The organism is Parvimonas sp. D2 (assembly GCF_035282635.1).
Classification (GTDB): domain Bacteria; phylum Bacillota; class Clostridia; order Tissierellales; family Peptoniphilaceae; genus Parvimonas.
The window spans coordinates 23,304-47,146 of the sequence record NZ_JAYKBO010000007.1 but is presented as its reverse complement, the minus strand read 5'-3'; the positions used below and the strand labels follow the sequence as shown (position 1 = coordinate 47,146).

Genomic DNA, 23,843 nt, shown 5'->3' with positions numbered 1-23,843 from the left:
AAAATTATTGTTAGGAGGAAATTTTATGTGCGGTATTGTTGGATATATTGGCAGTTCAAATGCCATTGATATAATTTTAAATGGACTTGAAACTTTAGAATATAGAGGATATGATTCATCAGGAATTGCGTTCTTAGATAATAATAAAATAGATGTTGTTAAAACTGTTGGAAGAATTAGTAATTTAAGAGAAAAATTAGAAAGTGAATATAAAAATAAAATTTCAAATATTGGAGTAGGTCATACAAGATGGGCTACACATGGAATTCCGTCAAATGAAAATTCACATCCACATTTGAGTATGAATTCAAAATTTGCAGTTGTTCATAATGGAATAATAGAAAATTATTTACTTTTGAAAGAAGAACTTTTAAAGAAGAATTTTGTTTTTAAATCTGAAACTGATACTGAAGTTATTCCACAATTATTGGAAGACTTGGATGATGGAGATTTCTTGAGTACTGTTTTTAAGATGAGAGAAAAGGTTAAGGGTAGTTATGCCTTTGGCATTTTAAGACAAGATACTAAGGAACTTATTGGAACAAGAAAAGAAAGTCCATTGATTGTAGGTATTGGAGATGGCGAATTTTATATTGCATCAGATGTTATTGCAGTTTTAAAATATACAAGAGATGTTATCTATCTTGAAAACGGCGATTTAATTCATTTTAAAGATGGAAAATATACTATCTATGATGAAAAAAATAATGTTGTAAAAAGAGAGATTAAACATATTGATTGGTCCGTTGAATCAGCTACTAAGGACGGATATGATCATTTTATGTTAAAAGAAATTTACGAACAACCAAAAGTAATTGAAGAAACTTTCCGTAGAAGATTAAATGAAAATGATAAATTAATCTTAGATGGAATGGAAAGTTTATTAGAAGGAAATTTGAAAAAGTTCAATAAATGTTATGTTGTTGCATGTGGTACAGCATACCATTCAGGTCTTGTAAGTAGAGAAATTTTAGAAAAGGCTTTGAGATTTCCAGTAATTGTTGATGTTGCTTCTGAATTTAGATATTCCGACAGAATGATTGATGATAAAACTTTGGTTATAATAATCAGTCAATCCGGAGAAACTGCTGATACTTTAGCTGCTCTTAGAGAAGCTAAAGCAAAAGGAGCAACTATCTTGAGTGTCACAAATGTTGTAGGTTCTTCAATAGCTAGGGAATCTGACAATGTATTCTATACTTGGGCAGGTCCTGAAATTGCTGTTGCAAGTACTAAAGGATATACAACACAAGTTACAGCTTTATATATGATTGCTTTGAAATTTGCAGAAATTTTAGGAACAATTTCTGACGATGAATATAAGAATATAATTAATCATTTAAAGGAATTGCCTAGTAAGATAGAATTATTATTAAAAGATACAGAAATTTACAAAAAAATTGCATTAGAATTAAAGGATAAGACTACTTGTTTCTATCTAGGAAGAGGTCTTGACTACTATACTGCTATGGAAAGTGCATTGAAATTAAAAGAAATTTCATATATTTATACTGAAAGCTTTGCAGCTGGAGAGTTAAAGCATGGAACTATTGCATTGATTGAGGACGGTACACCTGTTTTTGTAATTGCGACTCAAGAAAGATTATATGAAAAAATTATTTCAAATGTAAAAGAAGTTAAAGCTAGAGGAGCTAAAGTTTTTGAAATAACTCATTTAGATAACAATCTTGATGTTTCTGATGAAAGAATATTAATTCCAGGTACTATAGAAATTTTAATGCCTATAATTTCGGTTGTTGCAAGTCAACTTATTGCTTATTATGCATCATTGGCTAAGGGAAATGATGTTGATAAGCCAAGAAATTTAGCAAAATCTGTTACGGTTGAATAGATTTAAAGGGACTGGGAAGTCCCTTTTTTATATAAAGGAGAAAATTATGTATAAGTTAATAGCGCTTGATATGGATGGCACTACTTTTAACGAAAATCATGAAATATCTGATGAAGTTAAAGATAGCTTATTTTATGCTATGAGTAAAGGTGTAAAAATCGCATTTATCTCAGGTAGAGAAGAATTTACAGTAAAAGAAATTTTAAAAAATTTAAATTTAGATACTTACTATGGAGCTTTAAACGGCAGTTTGATTTCTACAACTTATAGTGAAGTTCCAAAATTTGTAAAGAGTTTAGAAAAAAAGTATATTTTTGATATTTTAGATATTATTGAAAATAACGGTTTTTCACCTATTATTTTCTTGAAGGATTTTATTTTTACCAAAGATTCAAAAGATGAATATGTTGAAATTATTTCTAAATTTATAAATCCTGAAATAGCTAGAGTTAAAGATGTAAAACAATATATTAAAGATAATAAATTGGAAGAAAAAGTTTTGAAAATAGGAATTTGTCAGGAATATGATGTATTAAAAGAATTGGACGATAAATTTACTGATACAATAAAGAATGAATACACTATTTCTTTTTCTCTTCCTTTTTTTCTTGAGTTAATGGCAAAAGATACGGATAAAGGCTCTTGCTTAAAAGAAATATGCAGGCTAAATAATATAGATATATCAGAAACTATTGCAATGGGCGATGGAGAAAATGATATACCTATGTTAAATATTTGTGGACTTTCTGTTGCAATGGGAAATGCAATGGAAAATGTTAAGAAAAATGTTGATTATATAACTGATACGAATAAAAATGACGGGGTTGCAAAAGCCATAAGAAAATTTGTTTAGAGGAAATTATGGAAAAGAATTTTGTTGAAAAAATCGAAAATGTGGAAAGTTTTGTAAATGAAGTTATTTTAAATGCAATTAAAAATAATGCTTCAGATATACATTTTGAACCTAGAGAAGATAATTTTTATATAAGATACAGAATAGATGGAGAACTTATTGATGTCCATCAAATAAATAGTTTTAATGCTCCCATCATTATTTCTCGTATAAAAATTATTTCAAAAATGGATATTACAATTAAGAGAATGCCACAAGATGGAAGACTGGATTTTGATTTTAATGGAAATTTAGTTGACATTAGAGTTGCATCAGTTCCTGTAATTTTGGGCGAAAAAATTGTAATGAGAATTTTAAATGCTGGAAATTTTAAAATTGACATAGAAAATCTAGGATTATATGATGAAGAAAGACAATTAATTGAAAATATAATAAAAAGTCCAAACGGAGTTCTAATTATAAGTGGTCCTACGGGAAGTGGAAAGTCATCTACATTGTATTCATTTGTAAAAAAATTACAAAATGAAAATATCAACATAATTACTTTGGAAGATCCGGTTGAAGTTAGAATTAGTGGAATAAATCAAATAAATATAAATTCGGCTTTGGGACTTGACTTTGCGACAGGTCTTAGGGCGATGTTAAGACAAGATTTTGAAGTCGGTTTAGTTGGAGAAATGAGAGATAGAGAAACTGCAAATATTGCTCTAAGAGCGGGAATAACAGGTCATCTTATCTTTACGACTTTGCATACTGCAGACACGGTTTCGGCAATAATAAGACTTTTGAATTTAGGAATAGAAAATTATGTTATTTCTTCGGGTGTAATAGCAATTCTATCTCAAAGACTGGTTCGAAAACTTTGCCCAAAATGTAAAATTAAAAGAGATTTAACAAATTTTGAAAAAGAGATTTTTAAGAAAAATAATCTTGAAACACCTGAATATATCTATGAAAAATGTGGTTGTGAACATTGTAATAGAGGATATATTGGTAGAACTTTAATTTTGGAATCTTTAATTTTAGATGATGAAATAAAAGAAATAATAAATGGAAATTGTAATAGTGTAAGACTTTACGAATATTTTAAGAAAAACGGAAATGAAAGTTTATATAAAAACGGATTAAGAAAAATTGCAGATGGAATAACGAGTTTTGAGGAAGTAAATAAAATTTTATTTTCATTAGGAGAATTTTAAAATGTGCTTTAAAGAAAAAGTTTTTAATATTTTGAATATGGAAATAGGAAATAAACACAATTTATTAGATTTAAGTATTTCTTTAAAAGAGGCAGGACTTCTTTTAAAATCAAATATTAATACTGCAGAAACTATAAACTTGCTTTCAAAAACTTCGCCAAATAAAAATTTAAAGAAAATTTTTTCAGAAGTTTATGAAAATTTATTGCAGGGACATGATTTATATAACTCCTTTTTAAAAGTCAATAAATTTGACAATTTATTTTTATCTTTGATAAAATCAGGGGAAAGTTCGGAAAGACTATCTGAAGTTTTTCTATATCTATCTTTGTACTATGAAAAAAAGTATAAACTTAAACAAAAACTTATAAGTTTATTAACTTATCCCTTTATTTTATTGTCGGTTACAGTTATAGTTTTAATTTTTCTTTTGAATAATGTTATACCGACATTTTTAGATATTTTTGAAGATAGCAATATTGAATTACCTGCTATTACAAAGTTTTTAGTTAAAAGCATTGATTTTGTTAAATATAATTATCTTTATATTATTTTAGGAATCTTGGTTTTTATCCTATTTCTAAAACTAATTTTAAAAAAATATAAAGTTAGAAGATTTTTTGGAAAATTGCTATTTAAAATTCCATATATAAAATCGCATTATCAAAACTATATAACTTCTGTAATTGCAAAAAATTTTACTATCTTGCTTAATGGAAATATAAATATAGTTGATAGCTTGGAGATAATAAAAAATTCTACTAGAAATGTATTTATACAAGAACATTTGGAAAAGGCGATTTTAGAAATAAAAAGCGGTAATTTAATTTCAACATCTTTAAATGACGAATTGATTTTTAATCTCGCATTTATAAACATGCTTGCAATAGGAGAAAGCAGTGAAAATTTAGTTGAAATACTAGAGAGTGCAACGGAATACTATGATTCAAAAATAAATTATTCAGTTGATAAAATTTTACAGTATTTACAACCTTTAATAATAGTTTTAATCTCCTTATTTGTAGCATTCATTGTATTTGCAATAGCAATACCAATTTTTGATTTATCAAATGGAATAAGTATAGAGTAATTATTTTAATGGAGGTAATATATGAGAGCATTACTTGTAATTGATTTACAGAAAGGGATAATAAGTCAAAGAGATTGTAGTAATGAAATAGATAAAATTAGATGGTTGATTGAGGATTTTAAATGTAAGAATATGCCAATTATTTTTACAAAACATCTTGATGAAAATGTTGAAAGCCCTTTATACAAAAATTGTGAAGGTATTGAAATAATAGATAATTTTGATATAAATGCAAAATATATAGTTGAGAAAAGTAAGCCGGACTCATTTTTCAATACTAATCTTGAAAAAATTTTAAAAAATGAAGGCATCACAGAATTGGTTATTTGTGGCTTTAATACTGAATATTGTTGTTTGTTTACGTCTATAGTTGCTGCTGATAAAAATTTTAAGGTCTATTTTATAGAAGATGCAACTGGAACGGTTTGTGATGAAAATACTTATGAAATGCCTGGATTGGATATTCAAGATTTTATAGGGTCAATACTAAATTGGTCAAATATGGTAAATGTTTTGTATTTAGATGAATATAAAGAAGAATTTATTTAATAAGAACCCCACCCTTCCACGATGCTTTGCATCGGGTGGGAACCCGGGAACCTTGTTGCTTCGCAATAAGAACCCCACCCTTTAACGATGGTTCACATCGGGTGGGTATCTGGTAACCTAGTTATTTCACAATAAAAAAAAGCAAGTTAGTGTTAAAATAACTTGCTTTTTTGTTCCATAATGTAGTATTAATCTTCTATATCAAGTTCATATGTTACTTTATATTTTTTGTTATAATCTGAATCATCATTATGTTCAAATTTAATCTTTATTTTTTTACTGTCATTAGTTAAGCCATAACATTCTTGTCCAGTTGTTTTTGAACCGATTGGAGTAGGTGATACCTTTTTTTCTACATTCAATGGATATGTATCTGCATTTTCCCCTTTTTCATCAACAACTAAAGCTGGTCTTATATATAAATCTTGTCCTTTACCTTTATAGCCTAAATTTTCATAGGAGTAAATTATATAAACAACTTTAGCGGGCTTTTTAGTTGTAAATCTATTTCTTTCAGTTGTAGTTTTTACGCTATTAATTTTTAATTTGAACTTTCCTTTTACCTCCCAAGTATCGTCTTTGCTTTTTAATACTAAAGGTGAGTTATTAAGATCAGTTTTTGAAATAGCATAAGTTACTTCATCATCAGTAAAACCACCAGTAGTTTCTTTTTCTTCTGTTAAATATGATTTTAAATCTTTTTCTGTAAGTTCTGTTCCTTTTTCTTCAGCTTGTTTCTTATAATTTTTTGCTGCATTAAGTGCATTTTGATTATAGTTAAAATCATAAACTTTTATCATTTCAGCTACTTCTTCATCTTTTAATTCTTGAAGTTTTAATTTTTTAGTCAATATTTTTTTTGAATCCATTTCAACTTCATTGCCTAATTTACTTTTGATTTGTTCGATTTTTTCTTGACTTAATCCTTCTTTTTTAGCTTCTTGTTTTCCACAACCTACGACAAGTAAACCTGTTAAGAATAAAGCAATTAATTTCTTTTTCATAAATTTTCATCTCCTTTTCCATTTTATATTGTGTAATTTAAAACACAAATACAAATTCTATTATCTATTATAAACAAATATAAATTTTTTTCAATACCTTCATAATAAAATAACCTAAAAAAGCAGGCTTGTTTTACATTAATTTATATAGTTTTTTAGTTCATATAACTTTATTATTAAGAATTTATATATAAATATGAAAATAATGTAAAATATTATATATAATTAAGTTCAGTATAATTCTTGAAAATTATTAACATAAGTTGTATAATTTAATTAACGACGAAAACGTCTTTAAGGTATATAATTATTTAAAATATAATTTTTAAGGCTTGTTACTAATAATAAATATCGATAAGAAAATAAATAATTTTTTTGTCGACACTAAATTTTATAATCTTTTTTATATTTAAGTACTTTAGTTATTCACATTTCTTTTCTAATATGATACAATATATGTGAGAAAATTTTGGAGGAAATGTGTTGAGTAGAGAAAAAATATATGTAAAAAACCATTATAGATATGATGCGATATTTGTATTTTCTATTTTAGCGATGTCTGTAGGCTTTCTTTTTGACAGTCCTAAAGAAATTTTATACGGATATATTAATATTTTAAAATCTCCAAGTCATTTACTTACTGATTACATGGCAGTAGGAGGAATAGGAGCAACATTTTTAAATGCTGGTCTTCTTATGTTACTTGCGTCTTTTGTATTGTGGAAAAGACAACAATTGTTGACAGGTCCTATTATAGCAGCACTTTTTACGCTTTTTGGTTTTTCTCTTTTTGGAAAAAATCTATTTAATACAATTCCAATAACTTTTGGAGTTTACCTTTATGGTAAAATCGAAGGTTTAAAATTTAATACTTTGACAATGAATAGTCTGTTTGGTACTGCTCTAGGTCCGGTTGTAAGTTATTTATGTTTTGGAATTGGACTTCCGTTTTTTAAAGGATTACTTATTTCTTATTCAGTTGGGATTTTTATTGGAATGATTATTCCTGCACTCTCTGCATCATTTTTACGTTTCCATCAAGGTTACAGCCTATATAATATTGGTTTTACATGTGGAGTTATTGGTCTTTTCATTCAAGGAGTTTTTAAATCTTTTAATTTAGAAGTAAAAAATGTAAATGTTGTAAGTGCTGGAAATTTACGAATTGCAATTATAATGTATATATTTTTTACTATAGTTTTTGTTTTAGGATTTTATCTAAATGGATTTAGTTTTAAAAATTTAGGAAATTTATTAAAGAATAGTGGTAGGGCTCCATCTGATTTTGGGAATATTTATGGTAGAGGTGTCAGCATGATTAATATGTCTGCACTTGGAATTATATATACTACTTATGTGTTAATTATGAATCAACCTTTAAACGGACCGGTTCTTGGTGGTATATTTACCATTTTTGGTTTTGGAATATTCGGTAAACATATTAGAAATGTATTACCTATTCTTGTAGGAACATTAATTGCGTACTTTTTAAATATTTATGATCCACATAGTGTTTCTGCAACAGTTACTATTTTATTTGCAACAAATTTAGCTCCGGTTGCTGGAGAGTATGGTTTTATAGCTGGAATATTTGCAGGCTTCTGCCATGTATCAATTGTTTCTAGTGTTGGTGTCTTGCATGGAGGCTTAAACCTTTATAACAATGGTTTTTCAGGAGGCTTTGTAGCGGCAACATTAGTTCCAATTTTTGAGTCAATTAGAAATTCGAGATTTTTTTATAATAAAGGAGAGGAATAATTTTGAATACAATAAAAAATGAAGAAAATTGTGCTAAGTTAATAGTTAGTGGACTTGTTCATTATTATTTTAGTAAAAGAGTTCAAAATTTAAAAATAGATTTTAAAATAGAAAAAGATTCCCTAAGAGTTATTGCTGAGGGAAATGTTAAAATAAAGCCAAAAGATTTAGAAGAATTAAATAGAATTTCGAATTCTGCAAGACTTCCTGAGTTTGAAAATTATTATGATAATTTAATAGGATTAGGAAGCAATTCAAGTGACATATCAAATATAGATGCATTAGGCTCTATGGTTGATGAAGCTATAGTTTCTTATTCCGATGATGGTCTTTTGACTATTTTATTAGTTAGAAATTTCTAGCCTTTAGTATTTGGTGAATTGTACATATTAGTTTATTGTCTTGCTCTATGGGGTATTACAATTATGCTAAATAAAACTACTATAAGGAGTAACATATATGAAAATATTAGAGGTAAAGGATCTTCATGTTAATGTTGGAGATAAAGAAATTTTAAAAGGTATAGATTTAGATATTTTTGAAGGAAAGGTTCATGTTATTATGGGACCTAATGGTGCAGGAAAATCTACTCTTACTAATTCAATTATGGCTCATCCAAACTATGAAGTTACAAAAGGCGACATATTTTTCAAGGGCGAAAACATAAATGAATTAAGAGCTGATGAAAGAGCAAAACTTGGAATGTTTATGTCTTTTCAAAATCCTGAAGAAGTACCTGGAGTTACTGTTTCTAATTTTATTAGAGCTGCAAGAATGTCAATAACAGGAGAAAAAGAAAGTGTTGTTGAGTTTCAAAAAGAGCTTGAAGAAAAAATGGAAAGTTTAACAATGGATACTTCCTATGCTCAAAGATATTTGAATGTTGGTTTTTCAGGTGGTGAAAAGAAAAAGACAGAGATTTTACAAATGGTAATGTTAAATCCTACATTTGTAATGTTGGATGAAACAGATTCAGGTCTTGACATTGACGCTGTTAGAATTGTTTCAGAAAATGTTGAAAAATTTAAAAATGAAAATAAATCAATTTTAATCATAACTCATCATAGAGCAATATTATCAAGAATTAAACCGGATTATGTTCATGTTTTATATGATGGTAAAATTGTTAAAACATCAGATGCTTCTTTGATTGATAAAATTCAAAAAGAAGGTTATTTATGGATTGAACAAGAGGTGTAGTTATGACATCAGAAAGAAAAAAAACACAAGTAGAAGAAATGGACAGAGGTGTCTATGATATAAAAAACGAGGTAAGATACTCTTCAAAAACAGAAAAAGGCTTAACTCGTGATATTGTTAAACAAATTTCTAAGGAGAAAAATGAACCAGAATGGATGTTAGATTTAAGACTTAAAGCTTTGGAAGTTTTTGAAAAGTCTAAAAATCCAAATTGGGGACCTGATTTATCTCCTGTTGATATAAATGAAATTACAACTTATATCAGTCCGGATGCGAAAATGAGTGGAGATTGGAATGAATTACCTGAAGATATTAAGGGTACATTTGATGCTCTTGGAATTCCGGAAGCTGAATATAAGAGAGAACTTTCAGGGGTTGGAGCTCAATACGACAGTGAAGTTGTTTATCATAGCTTAACTGAAAAAATGAAAAATCAAGGTGTAATCTACACTGATTTTGAAACTGCCGTAAGAGAATATCCTGATATAATAAAAGAATATTTTATGACTTGCATAAAACCTGAAGATCATAGATATGCTGCTTTACACTATGCAGTTTGGAGTGGTGGCTCCTTTGTTTATGTTCCAAAGGGGGTTAATGTAAGTATTCCTTTACAATCATATTTCAGACTTAATGCACCGGGTGCGGGACAATTTGAACATACTTTAATTATCATTGAGGAAGGAGCTTATTGTCATTTTATTGAAGGCTGTTCAGCTCCAAAATATAATGTTTTAAATGTTCATGCTGGAGCGGTTGAACTTTTTGTAAAGAAAAATGCAACTTTAAGATATTCTACAATTGAAAACTGGTCAAGAAATATGTATAACTTAAATACAAAAAGAGCAATTGTTGATGAAAATGGAACTATTGAATGGGTTTCTGGATCCTTTGGCTCAAAGGTAAGTTTACTATATCCGATGAGTGTATTGAGAGGAGAAGGAGCAAAGAGTGAATTTACAGGAATCACTTTTGCAGGTAAAGATCAGTACTTAGATACAGGAGCAAAAGTTATTCATGCTGCTCCAAGAACAAGCTCATCAATAAATTCAAAATCCATATCAAAGGGTAATGGAGTTGCTATTTACAGAGGACTTGTAAGTGTAAAACCAAATTGTCCAGGTTGTAAATCAACTGTAACTTGTGAATCTTTGATGTTGGATCAAGAATCTCAATCAGATACAATCCCTGTAATAGATATTCAAACATCAGATATTGACTTAGGTCATGAAGCAAAAATTGGTAGAATTGACGATGATGTAATTTTCTATCTAATGAGTCGTGGTATTCCTGAAGAAGAGGCAAAAGCCATGATTGTTAGAGGTTTTGCTGAACCGATTGCAAAGGAATTACCTTTAGAATATGCTGTTGAAATGAATGCTTTGATTAATCTAGAACTTGAAGGAACTATTGGTTAGGGGGTGTCTGTATGAGAGGAAATTTTATACCAAGTAATACTTGGAATGCAACAAGAGTTAATAATACAGAAGTACAATTACCTAATTTAAATCCAAAAGAGTATTCTTTAATTAAGAGTGAAAGCAAAAATCTTATTTTTTCTTATGAAAAATTTTCTTTTTCAAATGAAATAACTGAAAAATTAAATGAATTTACAAATCTTAAATTGGATTTTGTTTCAACAAAAGAAAATTCTTTAAATCAAGTTGTTTCGTTAGAATTAAATGAAGAAAATAATCAATTAGTTGATATTATAAAAATAAGAGCAGAAAAAAATTCAACTTTAAACTTGACTTTGGACTATTTTTCAGATGAAAATATTAAAGGTTTTAGACATTCTATTATAGAAGTTGAAGCGGAAGAAAACAGTGATGTAAAAATTTATATTTCTCAAAGATTTTCTTTAGATGTTTTGAGTATTCAAAGCGTTTATTACAAAGTTAAAGAAAATGCAAATGTTGAATTTGTTCAAGTCGATTTAGGAGGCAGAGAAAATTATGTTTCCTATATAGGAGATCTCGTTGATAACAATTCAAATGTCAATGTAAATTCTATTTATTTCGGCAAAAACGAACAAAAATTAGATTTTAATTATGTGGCAACTCAAAGAGGACGTGCTACAAATTATGATTTGGCGATTAAGGGAGCATTAGCTGACAAAGCTCAAAAGACTTGTAGAGTAACTATTGACTTTAAGCGTGGATCATCTACTTCTAAAGGTTCTGAACAAGAATATGTAACATTACTTTCAGATGATATAAGAAATGTTGCAGTTCCGATTTTGCTTTGTACTGAAGATGATGTTGAAGGAATTCATGCAGCGAGTGCGGGGAAAATTGATGAAAATATACTATTTTACATTATGAGCCGTGGTTTTAGCGAATCAGAAGCAAAGAGATTGATTTTAGAATCAAAATTTGCTGAAACTATTGACTTGATAGATAATGAAGAAATAAGAAAGAGAGTTTATACAACTTTATCCAAAAAACTTTCGGAGGTATAATATGACTAAAACTATTCTTGATATTAGAAGAGATTTTCCATATTTGAACGAAGAAAAAGTTGGAAAAAAAGTTATATATTTAGATAATGCAGCTACAAGCCAAAAGCCACAAGCTGTTATTGATACTATAACAAATTACTATTCTTATCAAAATGGAAGTCCTCATAGAGGCAGTCATTATTTAAGTATGTCTGCGACTGATATTTATGAAGGAACTAGAAAAAAAGTTAAGAATTTTCTTAATGCAAAGAGAAGTACTGAAATAATTTTTACAAAAAATGCTAGTGAAGCACTTAATTTAGTTGCCTATTGTTATCTTAATAAATTAGAAAAAGATGATGAAATAATGCTTAGTATTATGGAACATCATAGTAATTTATGTACTTGGCAATTTTTAAAAGAAAAAACAGGTGCTAAACTTAATTATATTTATCTTGATGATAATTTCCAATTGGATATGAAATCTTTTGAAGATAAAATTTCTGATAAAGTAAAATTAGTATGTATAACTGCTGCTTCAAATGTAGTAGCTACAATGCCTGACATCAAAAAAATTATTGGAATAGCACATAAAAATGGAGCTAAAGTTTTAGTTGATGCTTCTCAAATTGTTGCACATAAAAAATTAGACGTCCAAGAATTAGATGTTGATTTCTTAGTTTTTTCAGGACATAAAATGTTAAGTGCAATGGGCGTTGGTGTGCTTTATGGGAAGTTTGACCTCTTAAAAGAGATGGATCCTTTCCTTTATGGAGGAGATATGATTGAATATGTTTATGAGGACCATTCAACATATCTTTTACCGGCAGGTCGTTTTGAAGCGGGAACACAAAATGTAGGAGCAGTTGCTTCACTTGGTTCTGCTATTGACTACCTAGAAGAATTGGGATTTGATTATATAGAAAAATTGGAAAGAGAACTTATGAATTTTGCTTTTGAAGAAATGAAAAAGCTAGATTTCGTAAAGACTTATACTACAACTGAAGAAAACAGATGTCCAGTTATAGCTTTTAATGTAAAAGATGCACATCCTCATGATGTATCTTCAATACTTGATAGCTTTGGAATTGCAATAAGAAGTGGTCATCATTGTGCAGAGCCTTTGCATAGATATTTGAATGAAAATGCAACTTGTAGAGTAAGTTTTTCTTTCTATAACACTAAAGAAGAAGTAGAATATTTCATTGAGAAATTAAAAGAAGTAAGGAGAATATTACATCTTGGACATTAGAGAAATTTATACTGAGATAATAACAGAAGAAAGTAGAAATACAAAAAATAAAAGATATTTGGAACATCCGACTCACGAAGAAAAAGGTCATAACCCAAGTTGTGGAGATGAAATTACATTACAATTAGATATTGAAGATGGTATAATCAAAGATGCCTCTTATGTTGGAGTAGGTTGTGCAATCTCCCAAGCTTCAACATCTCTTATGATTGATTTAATTAAGGGAAAGACTTTAGACGAAGCAAAAGAACTTTGTGAAACATTTTTGGCAATGATTACAGAAGGACTTGAGGGTGATGAGCTTAAAAAACTTAAGGATGCTGTAGCTCTTCAAAATATTTCTACAATGCCTGCAAGAGTTAAATGCGCTGTTCTTGCTTGGCATACATTAAAAAATATAATCGAAGCTAATTAAATAAGGTCGTAGCTCTTTTGAGTTGCGACTTTTTATTGTGAAACAATAAGGTTCCAGGGCACCAACCTGATCCGAAGCATCGTGGAAGGGTGGGGTTCTTATTTTGGAGGGTATATGAGGATATTTTTTATATTATATTTGCTTTTAGACGGTTTGTTATACAACTATAAATTATTGATTTCTATAATTTTTATAATGAATTTAATATCTTTTACAATATTTTATATTGATAAAAGAAAAGCTATAAAAGGCAAGAATAGAATTTCAGAGAATAGCTTATTGTTATCAGCTTTTTTATTAGGCTCAATCGGAGCTTTTTTATCCATGCAAATATTTAGACATAAAACTAAAAAACTTAAATTTAGAATTTTAGTACCACTATTTTTTGTGGGAAGAGTGTTGATTTTATATTATTTATATAAATATGTAATATAGTATTGACTTTCCTAAATTAAATGGATATAATTTAGGTATAAGAATTGTAAGAGTATTTATAATAATATTTTAAATTATAAGGAATAGAGGTGTTTATATGTCTAATTCAGAAATAACAATTTTGGCATTAATATCTATACAATGTTGTGCAATTGTGTTTTCAATTTATAGTGTGGAGAAAACAATCAATAAAAACAATAAAGAAATGTTGTCTAAAATAGATGAATTAAATAATACAATAAAAGAACTGGAGTCAAAGTTAGAAAAGAAATAAAAAATTATTTAAAGGAAGTGATAAAAATTACTTCCTTTTTTGATTCTGAAATTAAATTAAAATTTATCTTTAAATAAATCGTATAAATGAGAGGCTAATACTATTCCAAAACAGACAAATGTTATAGTAGAAAGCTCTTTGAAATGAAATATAATTAAAAATACTATTATAGTGATTGTTAAATAATTCATCCATTTTTTTCTCATAATTGCCTCCTTTAGATTAATATTAAATAGTAATTTATTGAACTATCAAAACAATATATTTACAACTATATTATACCATAATATAGTATTTAATTAAAGAATTCATAATATGAAATTAAAATTATCAGGTTCAAAGGTCAATTTCTGTTTAAAAAAATGAAAAAATTCCAAAAAAAGTCTTTACTTTTTATAAAAAATCTGTTAAAATTTAAAGATAATAATGTAATAGTGGGATAATATGTATTTTTATCTTTTTTTAATTTTTCAAAGGGGTGAAGTTTTATGACACATACTGAAAAGTATGGAATCACAGAAAGGGTTAGTTATTCAAAAATTCAAAATGTTTTGGATCTTCCAAACCTAATTGCCATTCAAACTGATAGTTATGACTGGTTTATTAAGCAAGGAATTAGAGATGTTTTTGACGATATTAGTCCGATTAGAGACTATTCCGAAGCTATGAATCTGGAATTTTTAAATTATCGTTTAGAAAATGCTCCAAAGTATTCAGAACAAGAATGTAAGGATAGGGATATGAACTATTCTACACTTCTAAAAGTTGATGTTCGTTTAACAAACAATAATACAGGTGAAGTTAAAGAACAAGAAGTGTTTATGGGAGAAATTCCATTGATGACTGACAACGGGACTTTTATTATTAATGGGGCTGAAAGAGTTATCGTAAGTCAGCTTGTTAGAAGTCCGGGTGTATATTATGGAGAAGAAATTGACAAGTCAGGTAATAAGTTATTTTCTTCAACAGTAATTCCAAACAGAGGTGCTTGGTTAGAATATGATACCGACACAAACGGAGTTGTAAGTGTTCGTATTGACAGAACAAGAAAATTGCCTATAACAACTATGATTAGGGCGTTGTTATATGAAACAAATGAAGAAATGGTTGAAAATTTCGGAGATATTAAAGAACTTCATACTACTTTGGAAAAAGATATAACAAAGAGTTATCAAGAAGCTATTCTTGAAATTTATAGAAAATTAAAACCAGGGGATCCTGCTACTGTTGAAAGTGGGGAAAGTTTATTACATAATTTACTTTTTGATCCTAGAAGATATGATCTTGCAAAAGTTGGTAGATATAAATTTAATAAGAAATTAGCTTTAAGAAATAGATTAATAGGAACAATTTTAGCTGAAGATATTTTCAAGACCGATAAATTTGGTGAAATGGAAAAAATTGCAAGTGTTGGAGATTATATTTCAGAAGAACTTGCTGAAAAAATTGAAAATGCAGGATATAAGAGAGTTCATGTAAAAGTTGAAGACAAAGAGATTATCGTTGTTGGTAACCACTTTGTTGATATTAGTGCGTTTGAATTGGGATTTGATATTTCATGCAATGGACTTTCGGAAAAAATTTACTATCCAGTTATGATGGAAATTTTAGATGCTGCATCAGAATATGAAGGCGAAGAATATGAAACACAAGTTAAGAGAGCTGTTAGAAATAGAGTTAAAGAGCTTTCTCCTACTCATATTATTCGTGATGATATTGAAGCTACTGTAAGTTATGAATTTAACTTATTCTATGGTCTTGGAATTTGTGATGATATTGACCATTTAGGAAATAGAAGAGTTAGAGCTGTTGGAGAACTTTTACAAAATCAATTTAGAATTGGTTTATCAAGAATGGAGAGAGTTGTTAGAGAAAGAATGTCAACTCAAGATCCAGACCTTGCTACGCCTCAAGGACTTATTAATATAAGACCTCTTGTTGCGTCTTTAAAAGAATTCTTTGGTTCTTCACAATTATCACAATTCATGGATCAAAACAATCCACTTGCAGAACTTACTCATAAGAGAAGATTATCAGCATTAGGACCTGGTGGTCTTAGTAGAGATAGAGCAGGATACGAAGTAAGAGACGTTCATGAAAGTCACTACGGAAGAATTTGTCCGATAGAAACTCCAGAAGGTCCAAACATCGGTCTAATTACTTCTCTTACAACTTATGCAAGAGTTGATCAATATGGATTTATTGAAACTCCATATCGTGTTGTAAATAATGGAATTGCTACAAAGGACATTGTTTATTTAACTGCTGATGAAGAAGATGAAGTTATTATCGCTCAAGCCAATGAACCACTTGATGAAAATGGACGTTTTGTAAACGAAAGAGTAAGTGGTCGTGGTATTAACGGCGAAAATGATATTTATCCAAGAGATACAATTCAACTTATGGACGTTTCTCCTCAACAAATAGTATCAGTTGGTACAGCAATGATTCCTTTCCTTGAAAATGACGATGCAACTCGTGCGTTGATGGGTTCAAACATGCAAAGACAAGCAGTGCCTCTACTTGTTACTGAAGCTCCTATCGTAGGAACTGGTATAGAACATAAAGCGGCAAGAGATAGTGGTGTTGTTATCGTTGCTAAAAATTCAGGAATTGTTACAAAAGCTGATAGTGATGAAATTCATATCAAAAGAGATTTAGATAATGTAGTTGATAAATATAGATTACTTAAATTTAAACGTTCAAACCAAGGAACAACAATCAATCAAAGACCTATAGTTAATGAAAATGACAGAATTAATGCAGGAGATATTATTGCCGATGGCCCTTCAACAGAAAATGGAGAAATCGCATTAGGTAAAAATATTTTAATGGCATTTATGAACTGGGAAGGTTATAACTACGAAGATGCGATGTTGTTGAATGAACAACTTGTTATAGATGATGTTTTAACTTCATTACACATTGAAGAACATGAATGTGAAGCGAGAGAAATCAAATTAGGTTCTGAAGAAATCACAAGAGATGTTATAAATATCGGTGAAGATATGAGAAAGAACTTGGATGAAAATGGTATTATAAGAATTGGTGCTGAAGTTAATTCAGGAGATATCTTAGTTGGTAAAGTATCACCTAAGGGAGAAACTGAGTTAAGTGCTGAAGAAAGACTTTTAAGAGCTATTTTCGGAGAAAAGGCAAGAGAAGTAAGAGATACTTCTTTAAGAGTTCCTCATGGAGAAACTGGTATTGTTGTAGATGTTAAATGTTATAGTAGAAAAAATGGAGATGAATTACCACCTGGAGTTAATGAAGTGGTTAGAGTTTATGTAGCTACTAAGAGAAAGATTAATGTAGGGGATAAAATGTGTGGTAGACATGGTAACAAAGGGGTTATATCAAGAATTATGCCTCAAGAAGATATGCCATTCTTACCAGATGGAACTCCTTTACAAATCGTTCTTAATCCATTAGGGGTACCTTCTCGTATGAACATCGGACAAGTACTTGAAGTGCATTTAGGACTTGCAGCTAAAAGACTTGGTTGGAAAGTTGCAACACCTGTATTTGACGGAGCAAGTGATATTGATGTTCTTGATGCATTAAAGCTTGCTGGTTGTCCTGAATCAGGAAAAATAAAACTTAGAGACGGAAGAACTGGAGATGAATTTGACAATCCTGTAACTGTTGGTTATATGTATATGTTAAAACTTCACCATTTAGTAGATGAAAAAATCCATGCTAGATCTATCGGACCTTATTCTTTGGTTACACAACAACCACTTGGTGGTAAGGCACAATTCGGTGGACAAAGATTTGGAGAAATGGAAGTTTGGGCATTGGAAGCATATGGCGCAAGTCATACTTTACAAGAAATGCTAACTGTTAAGAGTGATGACATTGTAGGTAGAGTTAAGACTTATGAATCAATTGTTAAGGGTGTAAATATTCCTGAACCAGGTATTCCTGAATCTTTCAAAGTTCTTATGAAAGAATTACAATCATTATGTTTAGATGTTAAATTGATTGATGAAGAAGGAGAAGAAATCAAACTTAGAGAAAATTCCGATGAAATTAAGGCTCAACTTGTTTTAAATGAAGAGTATGCCAAAGAAGAAGAGGAAGAAGATTTTGACTTTGATTCATTCTATGATCAATCTGGAAACAAGGAAGAAGATTTTGATGGCTTTGACCTTAGTTTCTTAGAAGATAAAGATGAAAAAGAAAAAAGTAGTTCAGAAGAAGTAGAACAAGACGAAATATTTATAGAAGAAGATATTGATCAATAACATAGAGGAAGGGAGTGGACTCCTTGTTGGAATTAAATAATTTTGATGCAATGAAAATTGGCTTAGCTTCACCTGATAAAATAAGAAGTTGGTCAAGAGGAGAAGTTAAAAAACCAGAAACCATAAATTACAGAACCTTAAAACCTGAAAAAGATGGTCTTTTCTGTGAAAAAATATTTGGACCGGTAAAAGACTGGGAATGTAATTGTGGTAAGTATAAAAGAATAAAATACAAGGGAAATGTATGTGAAAAATGTGGAGTTGAAATCACAAAGTCTAAAGTAAGACGTGAGAGAATGGGTCATATAGAACTTGTTGCTCCGGTTTCTCATATATGGTATTTTAAAGGAATACCTTCAAGAATGGGTCTTATATTAGATATGAGCCCAAGAGCACTTGAAAAAATCTTATATTTTGCAAATTATGTTGTTCTTGATGCAAAAGATACTGACCTTTATGTTAAACAATTACTAACTGAAGGGGAATATGGAGAAGCTTGTGAAAAATTTGGTGCAGAAAATTTCAGAGTTGGAATGGGTGCTGAAGCAATTAAAGAGCTTTTAGAAAATATAGATTTAGATGAGCTTTCAGATGAATTGAAAAAAGGTCTTGTTGATGCAACTGGTCAAAAGAAAATTAGACTTTCAAGAAGACTTGAAGTTTGTGAAGCTTTCAGAAAATCAGGAAATAGACCTGAATGGATGATTATTGATGTCGTTCCTGTTATTCCACCTGATTTAAGACCTATGGTTCAACTTGAAGGTGGAAGATTTGCAACTTCAGACTTAAATGATTTGTATAGACGTGTTATAAATAGAAATAACAGATTGAAAAAACTTATTGAAATTCATGCTCCAGAAATCATCATGAGAAATGAAAAGAGAATGTTACAAGAAGCTGTGGATACATTAATAGATAATGGTAGACATGGAAAAGCCGTAACAGGAGCAGGAAATAGAGAGCTTAAGTCTTTATCAGATATGTTAAAGGGAAAGACAGGAAGATTTAGACAAAACTTACTTGGAAAGCGTGTTGACTATTCAGGACGTTCAGTAATCGTAGTAGGACCAGATTTAAAATTCCACCAATGTGGACTTCCTAAAAAAATGGCTCTTGAATTATTCAAACCTTTCATTATGAAACAATTAGTTGAAGACGGAATTGTTCATAATATTAAGAGTGCAAAAAAATATGTAGAAAGATTAAATTCAAATGTTTGGGACATTTTGGATAAAGTTATCAAAGATCATCCTGTGCTTTTAAACAGAGCACCGACTCTTCATAGACTTGGTATTCAAGCATTTGAACCGGTTTTAGTTGAAGGAAAAGCAATAAAATTACATCCGTTAGTTTGTACTGCATATAATGCCGACTTTGACGGTGACCAAATGGCTGTGCATTTACCTTTATCAACTGAAGCCCAAGCAGAAGCAAGACTTTTGATGCTTTCTACAAATAATATTTTGGCTCCAAAAGATGGTAAGCCTATCACAACTCCTACACAAGATATGGTATTAGGTTCATATTACTTAACAAGTGGAACTGTTGAAGAAGAAGCTGTTCGTTCATTTATGGATTATGACGAAATGTTTAAGGCTTATTCTACAAATAATGTTAAAATTCATGATACTGTTAATATCTTGTATAGAGATGAAGAAACAGGAGAAAGTCAAATAGTAAAATCAACTGTTGGTAGATTTATATTTAATGAACATCTTCCACAAGATTTAGGATTTGTTGATAGAAGTAAAGATAAATTCTCATTAGAAATAGATAGACTTGTAGATAAAAAAATGCTTGGTAAGATTGTAGATAAGTGTTTTAGAAAACATGGAAATATTAAAACTGCTGAAGTATTAGACTATATTAAATCTACAGGATATAAATATTCTACAGTTGGAGCTATTTCAATTTCAATGAATGACGTAATAGTTCCAGAAGAAAAATGGGAAATTCTTAAAGAAGCAGAAAAGAAAATTGCTGTTTATGAAGAATTATTTAGAGATGGTTTAGTTTCCGAACAAGAAAGATATGAATATGTAATCTCTGTTTGGACAAAGGCTACTGAAGATATTACAAAGATTCTTGTTGAAAAGCAAGATCCTACAAATAGTATTTCAATCATGGCTGACTCAGGAGCCAGAGGTAATATTAACCAAATTAGACAGTTAGCTGGAATGCGTGGACTTATGAGTTCTGCTACTGGAAGAATCGTAGAAATTCCTATCAAAGCAAACTTTAGAGAAGGTCTTTCTGTACAAGAGTTCTTTATTTCAACTCACGGTTCAAGAAAAGGACTTTCAGATACTGCTCTTAGAACAGCTGACTCTGGATATTTAACAAGAAGACTTGTAGATGTTTCTCAAGATGTAATTGTTAGAGAAGATGATTGTTGTACAGATGAATATGTATTAGCTAGAGACTTTAAAGACGGAAATGCTATAGTTGAAAAGCTTGCAGACAGAATTGTAGGAAGACATTCATTTGAAGATGTATTAAATCCTACTACAGGAGAAATATTAATTCATAAAAATGAAATGATTACTGAAGGATTGGCTGAAAAAGTTGAAAAGCTTGGAATTACAGAAATAAAAGTTCGTTCAGTTCTAGGTTGTAAATCTAAACATGGTGTTTGTGCAAAATGTTATGGACGTAACCTTGCAACAGGAAATCCAGTTAATATTGGGGAAGCTGTAGGAATTATAGCTGCTCAATCTATCGGGGAACCGGGTACTCAACTTACCATGAGAACATTCCACTCTGGTGGGGTTGCCGGTGTTGGAATTACTCAAGGTCTTCCTCGTGTTGAAGAACTTTTCGAGGCAAGAAAACCAAAAGGACTTGCTTATATAACTGAAATTGATGGTACTGTAAAATTAGTTGATAATAAGAAGAGATATGATATAGTTGTAACTGCCGATGATGGTGATGAAAGAATTTATGCAATACCTTATGGTGCTAGAATTAAAGTTAAAGATGGAGAAGAAATTAAAGCAGGAGATATGCTTACTGAAGGTTCTATAAATCCACATGACATTTTAGCTATTAAAGGTCCAACAGGTGTTCAAGAATACATCACTAAGGAAGTTCAAAAAGTTTATCGTAATCAAGGGGTAGATATCGATGATAGACATATTGAAATCATTATAAAACAAATGCTTTCTAAAGTTAAAATCGATACTTCAGGAGATACTAATTTCTTAGAGGGAAGTTTAGTTCCGTTTAGAGAAGTTGAAGCTGTCAATAGAGAAATGCTTGAAGAAGATAAGATGCCAGCAACTTTTGATAATGTACTATTAGGTATTACTAAGGCATCTCTTGCTACTGAAAGTTTCTTATCAGCAGCATCATTCCAAGAAACAACTAGAGTTTTAACTGATGCTTCTATCAAAGGAAAAGCAGATGGATTGATAGGATTAAAAGAAAATGTAATCTTAGGTAAACTTATACCTGCTGGAACTGGAATGAAAGTTTATAAATCAATCGAAATTGATTATGAAACAATGGAAGAAGAAGATAGACTTGCTAGAGAAGCTGCTCTTGAAAATGCTGAATCAGAAGAAGATCATATTTTTGATGAATCAAAAGAAAGTGCTGAATCAGATGAAGCAAAAGAAACTGAAACTGAAACTGAAATCGAATCTGAAGTTGAAACTGAAGAAGTTGAAATCGCGGAAGAAGTTGAAGAATAATATTTAGAGTCGGAAGAAACTTTCCGACTCTTTCTATAAAGTGAGGATTAATATGAAAAAAGCTTTAATTTTAACAGCATCTTTTGGTGGTGGACATAATAAAGCTGCTAATAATATAAGAGAAAAGCTTGAACAAAAGGGGTTTTATGTAGAAGAAATAGATTTACTAAAAGAAATTTCTGAAAAATTGGATAGTTTACTCGTTGGAGGATATTTAGGTATTGTAACAAAAACTCCTGAAATTTATGGACTAATATACAAGGGAACTAATATAACTCAATCACAAAATGTTTTTTCAAAACCAATTTTAAATATGTTGAGTAATAAAATATTACCTATTTTAGAAGAAAAAAAACCTAATGTAGTTATAGGTACTCATGTTTTTGCGATTGGAATTATGGAACATATTAAGCAAAAAAAATATTATGATGTTCCTTTTATTTCTGTAATTACAGATTTTATTACACATAAGATGTATTTTAGTGATTACGTTGATTATTATATTGTAGCAAGTGAATTTACAAAAAATAGAATGATTGATTACGGAATAAAACAAGATAAGATTTGTGCTTTTGGAATACCTATAAGTGATAGTTTTAAAGAAAGACATTATGAAAAGAAAGATGGTTTTAATATCCTAACTATATTTGGAACATTGGGAATGAATGATTTTTCGGAGTATATAATGCCTATATTAGAAATTTCAAATGATATTAGACTTACCATGGTTTGTGGTAAAAATGAAGAATTAAAAGAAAAGCTAGAAAAAAAATATAGTTTGTTTATAGATGAAAATAGACTTGAAATCTTAGGCTATACAAATGAAATTGCAAGACTAATGGAAGAAAATCAGATTTTAATTACAAAACCCGGAGGACTTACAGTTTCAGAGGCAATAGTTAAAAATATACCGCTTATAATTCCTTTCTTTATACCAGGTCACGAGGAAGAAAATAAAAATTTCATTGTTGAAGAAGAAATAGGTGTATATGCAAACGGTATTGACGCTGTTGTAAAGGAAGTTAAAAAATTCTATAATAATAGGAGAAGGGTAGAATACATGGCTTTGAATATGAAAGATATAGCAAATGGATTTTCAGTTGATAAAATTGTAGAATTAGTTGAAAAAATAAGCTAAATTCATTGACAAAAATGTTTTCTTATAGTATAATGCACTATGGATAGAGATTTTTAGGAGGTTTTGTATGAAAATTAAAAAATATTTAATTTCTGCTATGGCTTTATTTTTAATGGGATCAATGGTTGCTTGTCAATCAAAACCAGCTGAAAACAAGAAAGCAGAACAAAAAACAGAAGAAAAGAAAGAAGAAAAGAAGGAAATGGAAAAAGCTTCTGAAGAAGAAAAAAATTCAACTATTAAAGCATTAGAAGAACAAAAATCAGTTGAATTAAAAATTCCAAATTTAAGTGATGCAGACAAAGAAAGTATTGAAAAGAAATACGAAAATCTAATTTCTTCAGTTAAAGAAGACAAAATTGACAAGGAAGAAGTTATTAAATTAGGAAAAGCTGCTGAAAATTATGTTAAGAATGTAAAAGAATCAGAAGGCGAAAAAAAATAA

20 protein-coding genes are annotated in these 23,843 nt (G+C 29.5%); 18 read left to right on the top strand and 2 right to left on the bottom strand.

The features are described 5' to 3' along the window. The first annotated feature begins 25 nt into the window (after nucleotides 1–25). Genes glmS through VJI77_RS07000 form a run of 5 tightly spaced genes read left to right on the top strand, consistent with a single transcriptional unit; the run spans nucleotide 26 to nucleotide 5,543 of the window. A complete protein-coding gene (gene glmS, locus VJI77_RS07020; RefSeq protein ID WP_323988886.1) occupies nucleotides 26–1,852 on the top strand; it encodes a glutamine--fructose-6-phosphate transaminase (isomerizing) in 1,827 nt (608 codons plus the stop codon). Nucleotides 1,853–1,898: 46 nt separating this feature from the next. Beyond that, nucleotides 1,899–2,705, top strand: coding sequence for an HAD family hydrolase (locus VJI77_RS07015; RefSeq protein WP_323988884.1), 807 nt, complete (start codon nucleotides 1,899–1,901; stop codon nucleotides 2,703–2,705). An 8-nt stretch (nucleotides 2,706–2,713) separates the two neighbouring features. Further along, on the top strand, nucleotides 2,714–3,904 hold the full coding sequence (locus tag VJI77_RS07010) for a GspE/PulE family protein (RefSeq protein WP_323988882.1): 1,191 nt from the start codon (nucleotides 2,714–2,716) through the stop codon (nucleotides 3,902–3,904). Between the two features lies 1 nt (nucleotide 3,905). Beyond that, entirely contained in the window at nucleotides 3,906–4,994 is a 1,089-nt protein-coding gene (locus VJI77_RS07005) for a type II secretion system F family protein (protein ID WP_323988881.1), read from the top strand. 21 nt (nucleotides 4,995–5,015) lie between these two features. Continuing rightward, entirely contained in the window at nucleotides 5,016–5,543 is a 528-nt protein-coding gene (locus VJI77_RS07000; RefSeq protein WP_323988879.1) for an isochorismatase family cysteine hydrolase, read from the top strand. A 188-nt stretch (nucleotides 5,544–5,731) separates the two neighbouring features. On the opposite strand, the gene VJI77_RS06995 is transcribed toward VJI77_RS07000, so the two are convergent. Then, nucleotides 5,732–6,547, bottom strand: coding sequence for a hypothetical protein (locus tag VJI77_RS06995; RefSeq protein ID WP_313961469.1), 816 nt, complete (start codon nucleotides 6,545–6,547; stop codon nucleotides 5,732–5,734). Nucleotides 6,548–7,027: 480 nt separating this feature from the next. Between VJI77_RS06995 and VJI77_RS06990 the strand changes: the two genes are divergently transcribed. The 9 genes from VJI77_RS06990 to VJI77_RS06950 all read left to right on the top strand — a co-directional run bounded on the left by VJI77_RS06990 (nucleotide 7,028) and on the right by VJI77_RS06950 (nucleotide 14,321). After that, complete coding sequence (locus tag VJI77_RS06990; protein ID WP_323988878.1) at nucleotides 7,028–8,305, top strand: DUF1576 domain-containing protein; 1,278 nt, start codon at nucleotides 7,028–7,030, stop codon at nucleotides 8,303–8,305. Between the two features lie 2 nt (nucleotides 8,306–8,307). Further along, nucleotides 8,308–8,667 (top strand): hypothetical protein, encoded by a 360-nt coding sequence (locus tag VJI77_RS06985; RefSeq protein ID WP_009354411.1) that lies wholly within the window; start codon nucleotides 8,308–8,310, stop codon nucleotides 8,665–8,667. A gap of 97 nt (nucleotides 8,668–8,764) precedes the next feature. Next, complete coding sequence (gene sufC / locus VJI77_RS06980; RefSeq protein ID WP_293440441.1) at nucleotides 8,765–9,505, top strand: Fe-S cluster assembly ATPase SufC; 741 nt, start codon at nucleotides 8,765–8,767, stop codon at nucleotides 9,503–9,505. A 2-nt stretch (nucleotides 9,506–9,507) separates the two neighbouring features. Beyond that, nucleotides 9,508–10,923 (top strand): Fe-S cluster assembly protein SufB, encoded by a 1,416-nt coding sequence (gene sufB, locus VJI77_RS06975; protein WP_323988877.1) that lies wholly within the window; start codon nucleotides 9,508–9,510, stop codon nucleotides 10,921–10,923. 11 nt (nucleotides 10,924–10,934) lie between these two features. Continuing rightward, nucleotides 10,935–11,966, top strand: a complete 1,032-nt coding sequence (locus VJI77_RS06970) for a SufB/SufD family protein (RefSeq protein ID WP_323988876.1) — start codon at nucleotides 10,935–10,937, stop codon at nucleotides 11,964–11,966. Between the two features lies 1 nt (nucleotide 11,967). Continuing rightward, nucleotides 11,968–13,197, top strand: coding sequence for an aminotransferase class V-fold PLP-dependent enzyme (locus VJI77_RS06965; RefSeq protein ID WP_323988874.1), 1,230 nt, complete (start codon nucleotides 11,968–11,970; stop codon nucleotides 13,195–13,197). Further along, nucleotides 13,187–13,612 carry a Fe-S cluster assembly sulfur transfer protein SufU gene (sufU, locus tag VJI77_RS06960; protein WP_293440437.1) on the top strand — a complete coding sequence of 142 codons (426 nt, stop codon included), beginning with the start codon at nucleotides 13,187–13,189 and terminating at the stop codon, nucleotides 13,610–13,612. The genes VJI77_RS06965 and sufU overlap by 11 nt, the downstream gene beginning before the upstream one ends. A 114-nt stretch (nucleotides 13,613–13,726) precedes the next feature. Then, entirely contained in the window at nucleotides 13,727–14,047 is a 321-nt protein-coding gene (locus tag VJI77_RS06955; RefSeq protein WP_323988872.1) for a DUF1294 domain-containing protein, read from the top strand. 97 nt (nucleotides 14,048–14,144) lie between these two features. After that, nucleotides 14,145–14,321 (top strand): hypothetical protein, encoded by a 177-nt coding sequence (locus VJI77_RS06950; protein WP_009354353.1) that lies wholly within the window; start codon nucleotides 14,145–14,147, stop codon nucleotides 14,319–14,321. A gap of 56 nt (nucleotides 14,322–14,377) precedes the next feature. Here the strand turns inward: VJI77_RS06950 and VJI77_RS06945 are convergent, their stop codons facing one another. Next, the gene (locus VJI77_RS06945; protein ID WP_293440433.1) at nucleotides 14,378–14,527 is read right to left on the bottom strand and encodes a hypothetical protein; all 150 of its coding nucleotides are present in this window, start codon (nucleotides 14,525–14,527) and stop codon (nucleotides 14,378–14,380) included. Between the two features lie 282 nt (nucleotides 14,528–14,809). Here VJI77_RS06945 and rpoB point away from each other — a divergent pair, with 282 nt between their 5' ends. From rpoB to VJI77_RS06925, 4 genes are all read left to right on the top strand, one after another. Further along, nucleotides 14,810–18,568, top strand: coding sequence for a DNA-directed RNA polymerase subunit beta (gene rpoB, locus VJI77_RS06940; protein ID WP_323988871.1), 3,759 nt, complete (start codon nucleotides 14,810–14,812; stop codon nucleotides 18,566–18,568). Nucleotides 18,569–18,591: 23 nt separating this feature from the next. Further along, complete coding sequence (rpoC, locus tag VJI77_RS06935; protein WP_323988892.1) at nucleotides 18,592–22,260, top strand: DNA-directed RNA polymerase subunit beta'; 3,669 nt, start codon at nucleotides 18,592–18,594, stop codon at nucleotides 22,258–22,260. Between the two features lie 52 nt (nucleotides 22,261–22,312). Continuing rightward, on the top strand, nucleotides 22,313–23,398 hold the full coding sequence (locus VJI77_RS06930) for an MGDG synthase family glycosyltransferase (RefSeq protein ID WP_323988870.1): 1,086 nt from the start codon (nucleotides 22,313–22,315) through the stop codon (nucleotides 23,396–23,398). A gap of 67 nt (nucleotides 23,399–23,465) precedes the next feature. Next, nucleotides 23,466–23,843 carry a hypothetical protein gene (locus VJI77_RS06925; protein WP_293440427.1) on the top strand — a complete coding sequence of 126 codons (378 nt, stop codon included), beginning with the start codon at nucleotides 23,466–23,468 and terminating at the stop codon, nucleotides 23,841–23,843.

Coding starts and splice junctions, on each gene's coding strand:
- glmS (WP_323988886.1), top strand. CDS start 26: ATGTGCGGTATTGTTGGATATATTGGCAGTTCAAATGCCATTGATATA.
- VJI77_RS07015 (WP_323988884.1), top strand. CDS start 1,899: ATGTATAAGTTAATAGCGCTTGATATGGATGGCACTACTTTTAACGAA.
- VJI77_RS07010 (WP_323988882.1), top strand. CDS start 2,714: ATGGAAAAGAATTTTGTTGAAAAAATCGAAAATGTGGAAAGTTTTGTA.
- VJI77_RS07005 (WP_323988881.1), top strand. CDS start 3,906: ATGTGCTTTAAAGAAAAAGTTTTTAATATTTTGAATATGGAAATAGGA.
- VJI77_RS07000 (WP_323988879.1), top strand. CDS start 5,016: ATGAGAGCATTACTTGTAATTGATTTACAGAAAGGGATAATAAGTCAA.
- VJI77_RS06995 (WP_313961469.1), bottom strand. CDS start 6,547: ATGAAAAAGAAATTAATTGCTTTATTCTTAACAGGTTTACTTGTCGTA.
- sufC (WP_293440441.1), top strand. CDS start 8,765: ATGAAAATATTAGAGGTAAAGGATCTTCATGTTAATGTTGGAGATAAA.
- sufB (WP_323988877.1), top strand. CDS start 9,508: ATGACATCAGAAAGAAAAAAAACACAAGTAGAAGAAATGGACAGAGGT.
- VJI77_RS06970 (WP_323988876.1), top strand. CDS start 10,935: ATGAGAGGAAATTTTATACCAAGTAATACTTGGAATGCAACAAGAGTT.
- VJI77_RS06965 (WP_323988874.1), top strand. CDS start 11,968: ATGACTAAAACTATTCTTGATATTAGAAGAGATTTTCCATATTTGAAC.
- VJI77_RS06955 (WP_323988872.1), top strand. CDS start 13,727: ATGAGGATATTTTTTATATTATATTTGCTTTTAGACGGTTTGTTATAC.
- VJI77_RS06950 (WP_009354353.1), top strand. CDS start 14,145: ATGTCTAATTCAGAAATAACAATTTTGGCATTAATATCTATACAATGT.
- VJI77_RS06945 (WP_293440433.1), bottom strand. CDS start 14,527: ATGAGAAAAAAATGGATGAATTATTTAACAATCACTATAATAGTATTT.
- rpoB (WP_323988871.1), top strand. CDS start 14,810: ATGACACATACTGAAAAGTATGGAATCACAGAAAGGGTTAGTTATTCA.
- VJI77_RS06930 (WP_323988870.1), top strand. CDS start 22,313: ATGAAAAAAGCTTTAATTTTAACAGCATCTTTTGGTGGTGGACATAAT.
- VJI77_RS06925 (WP_293440427.1), top strand. CDS start 23,466: ATGAAAATTAAAAAATATTTAATTTCTGCTATGGCTTTATTTTTAATG.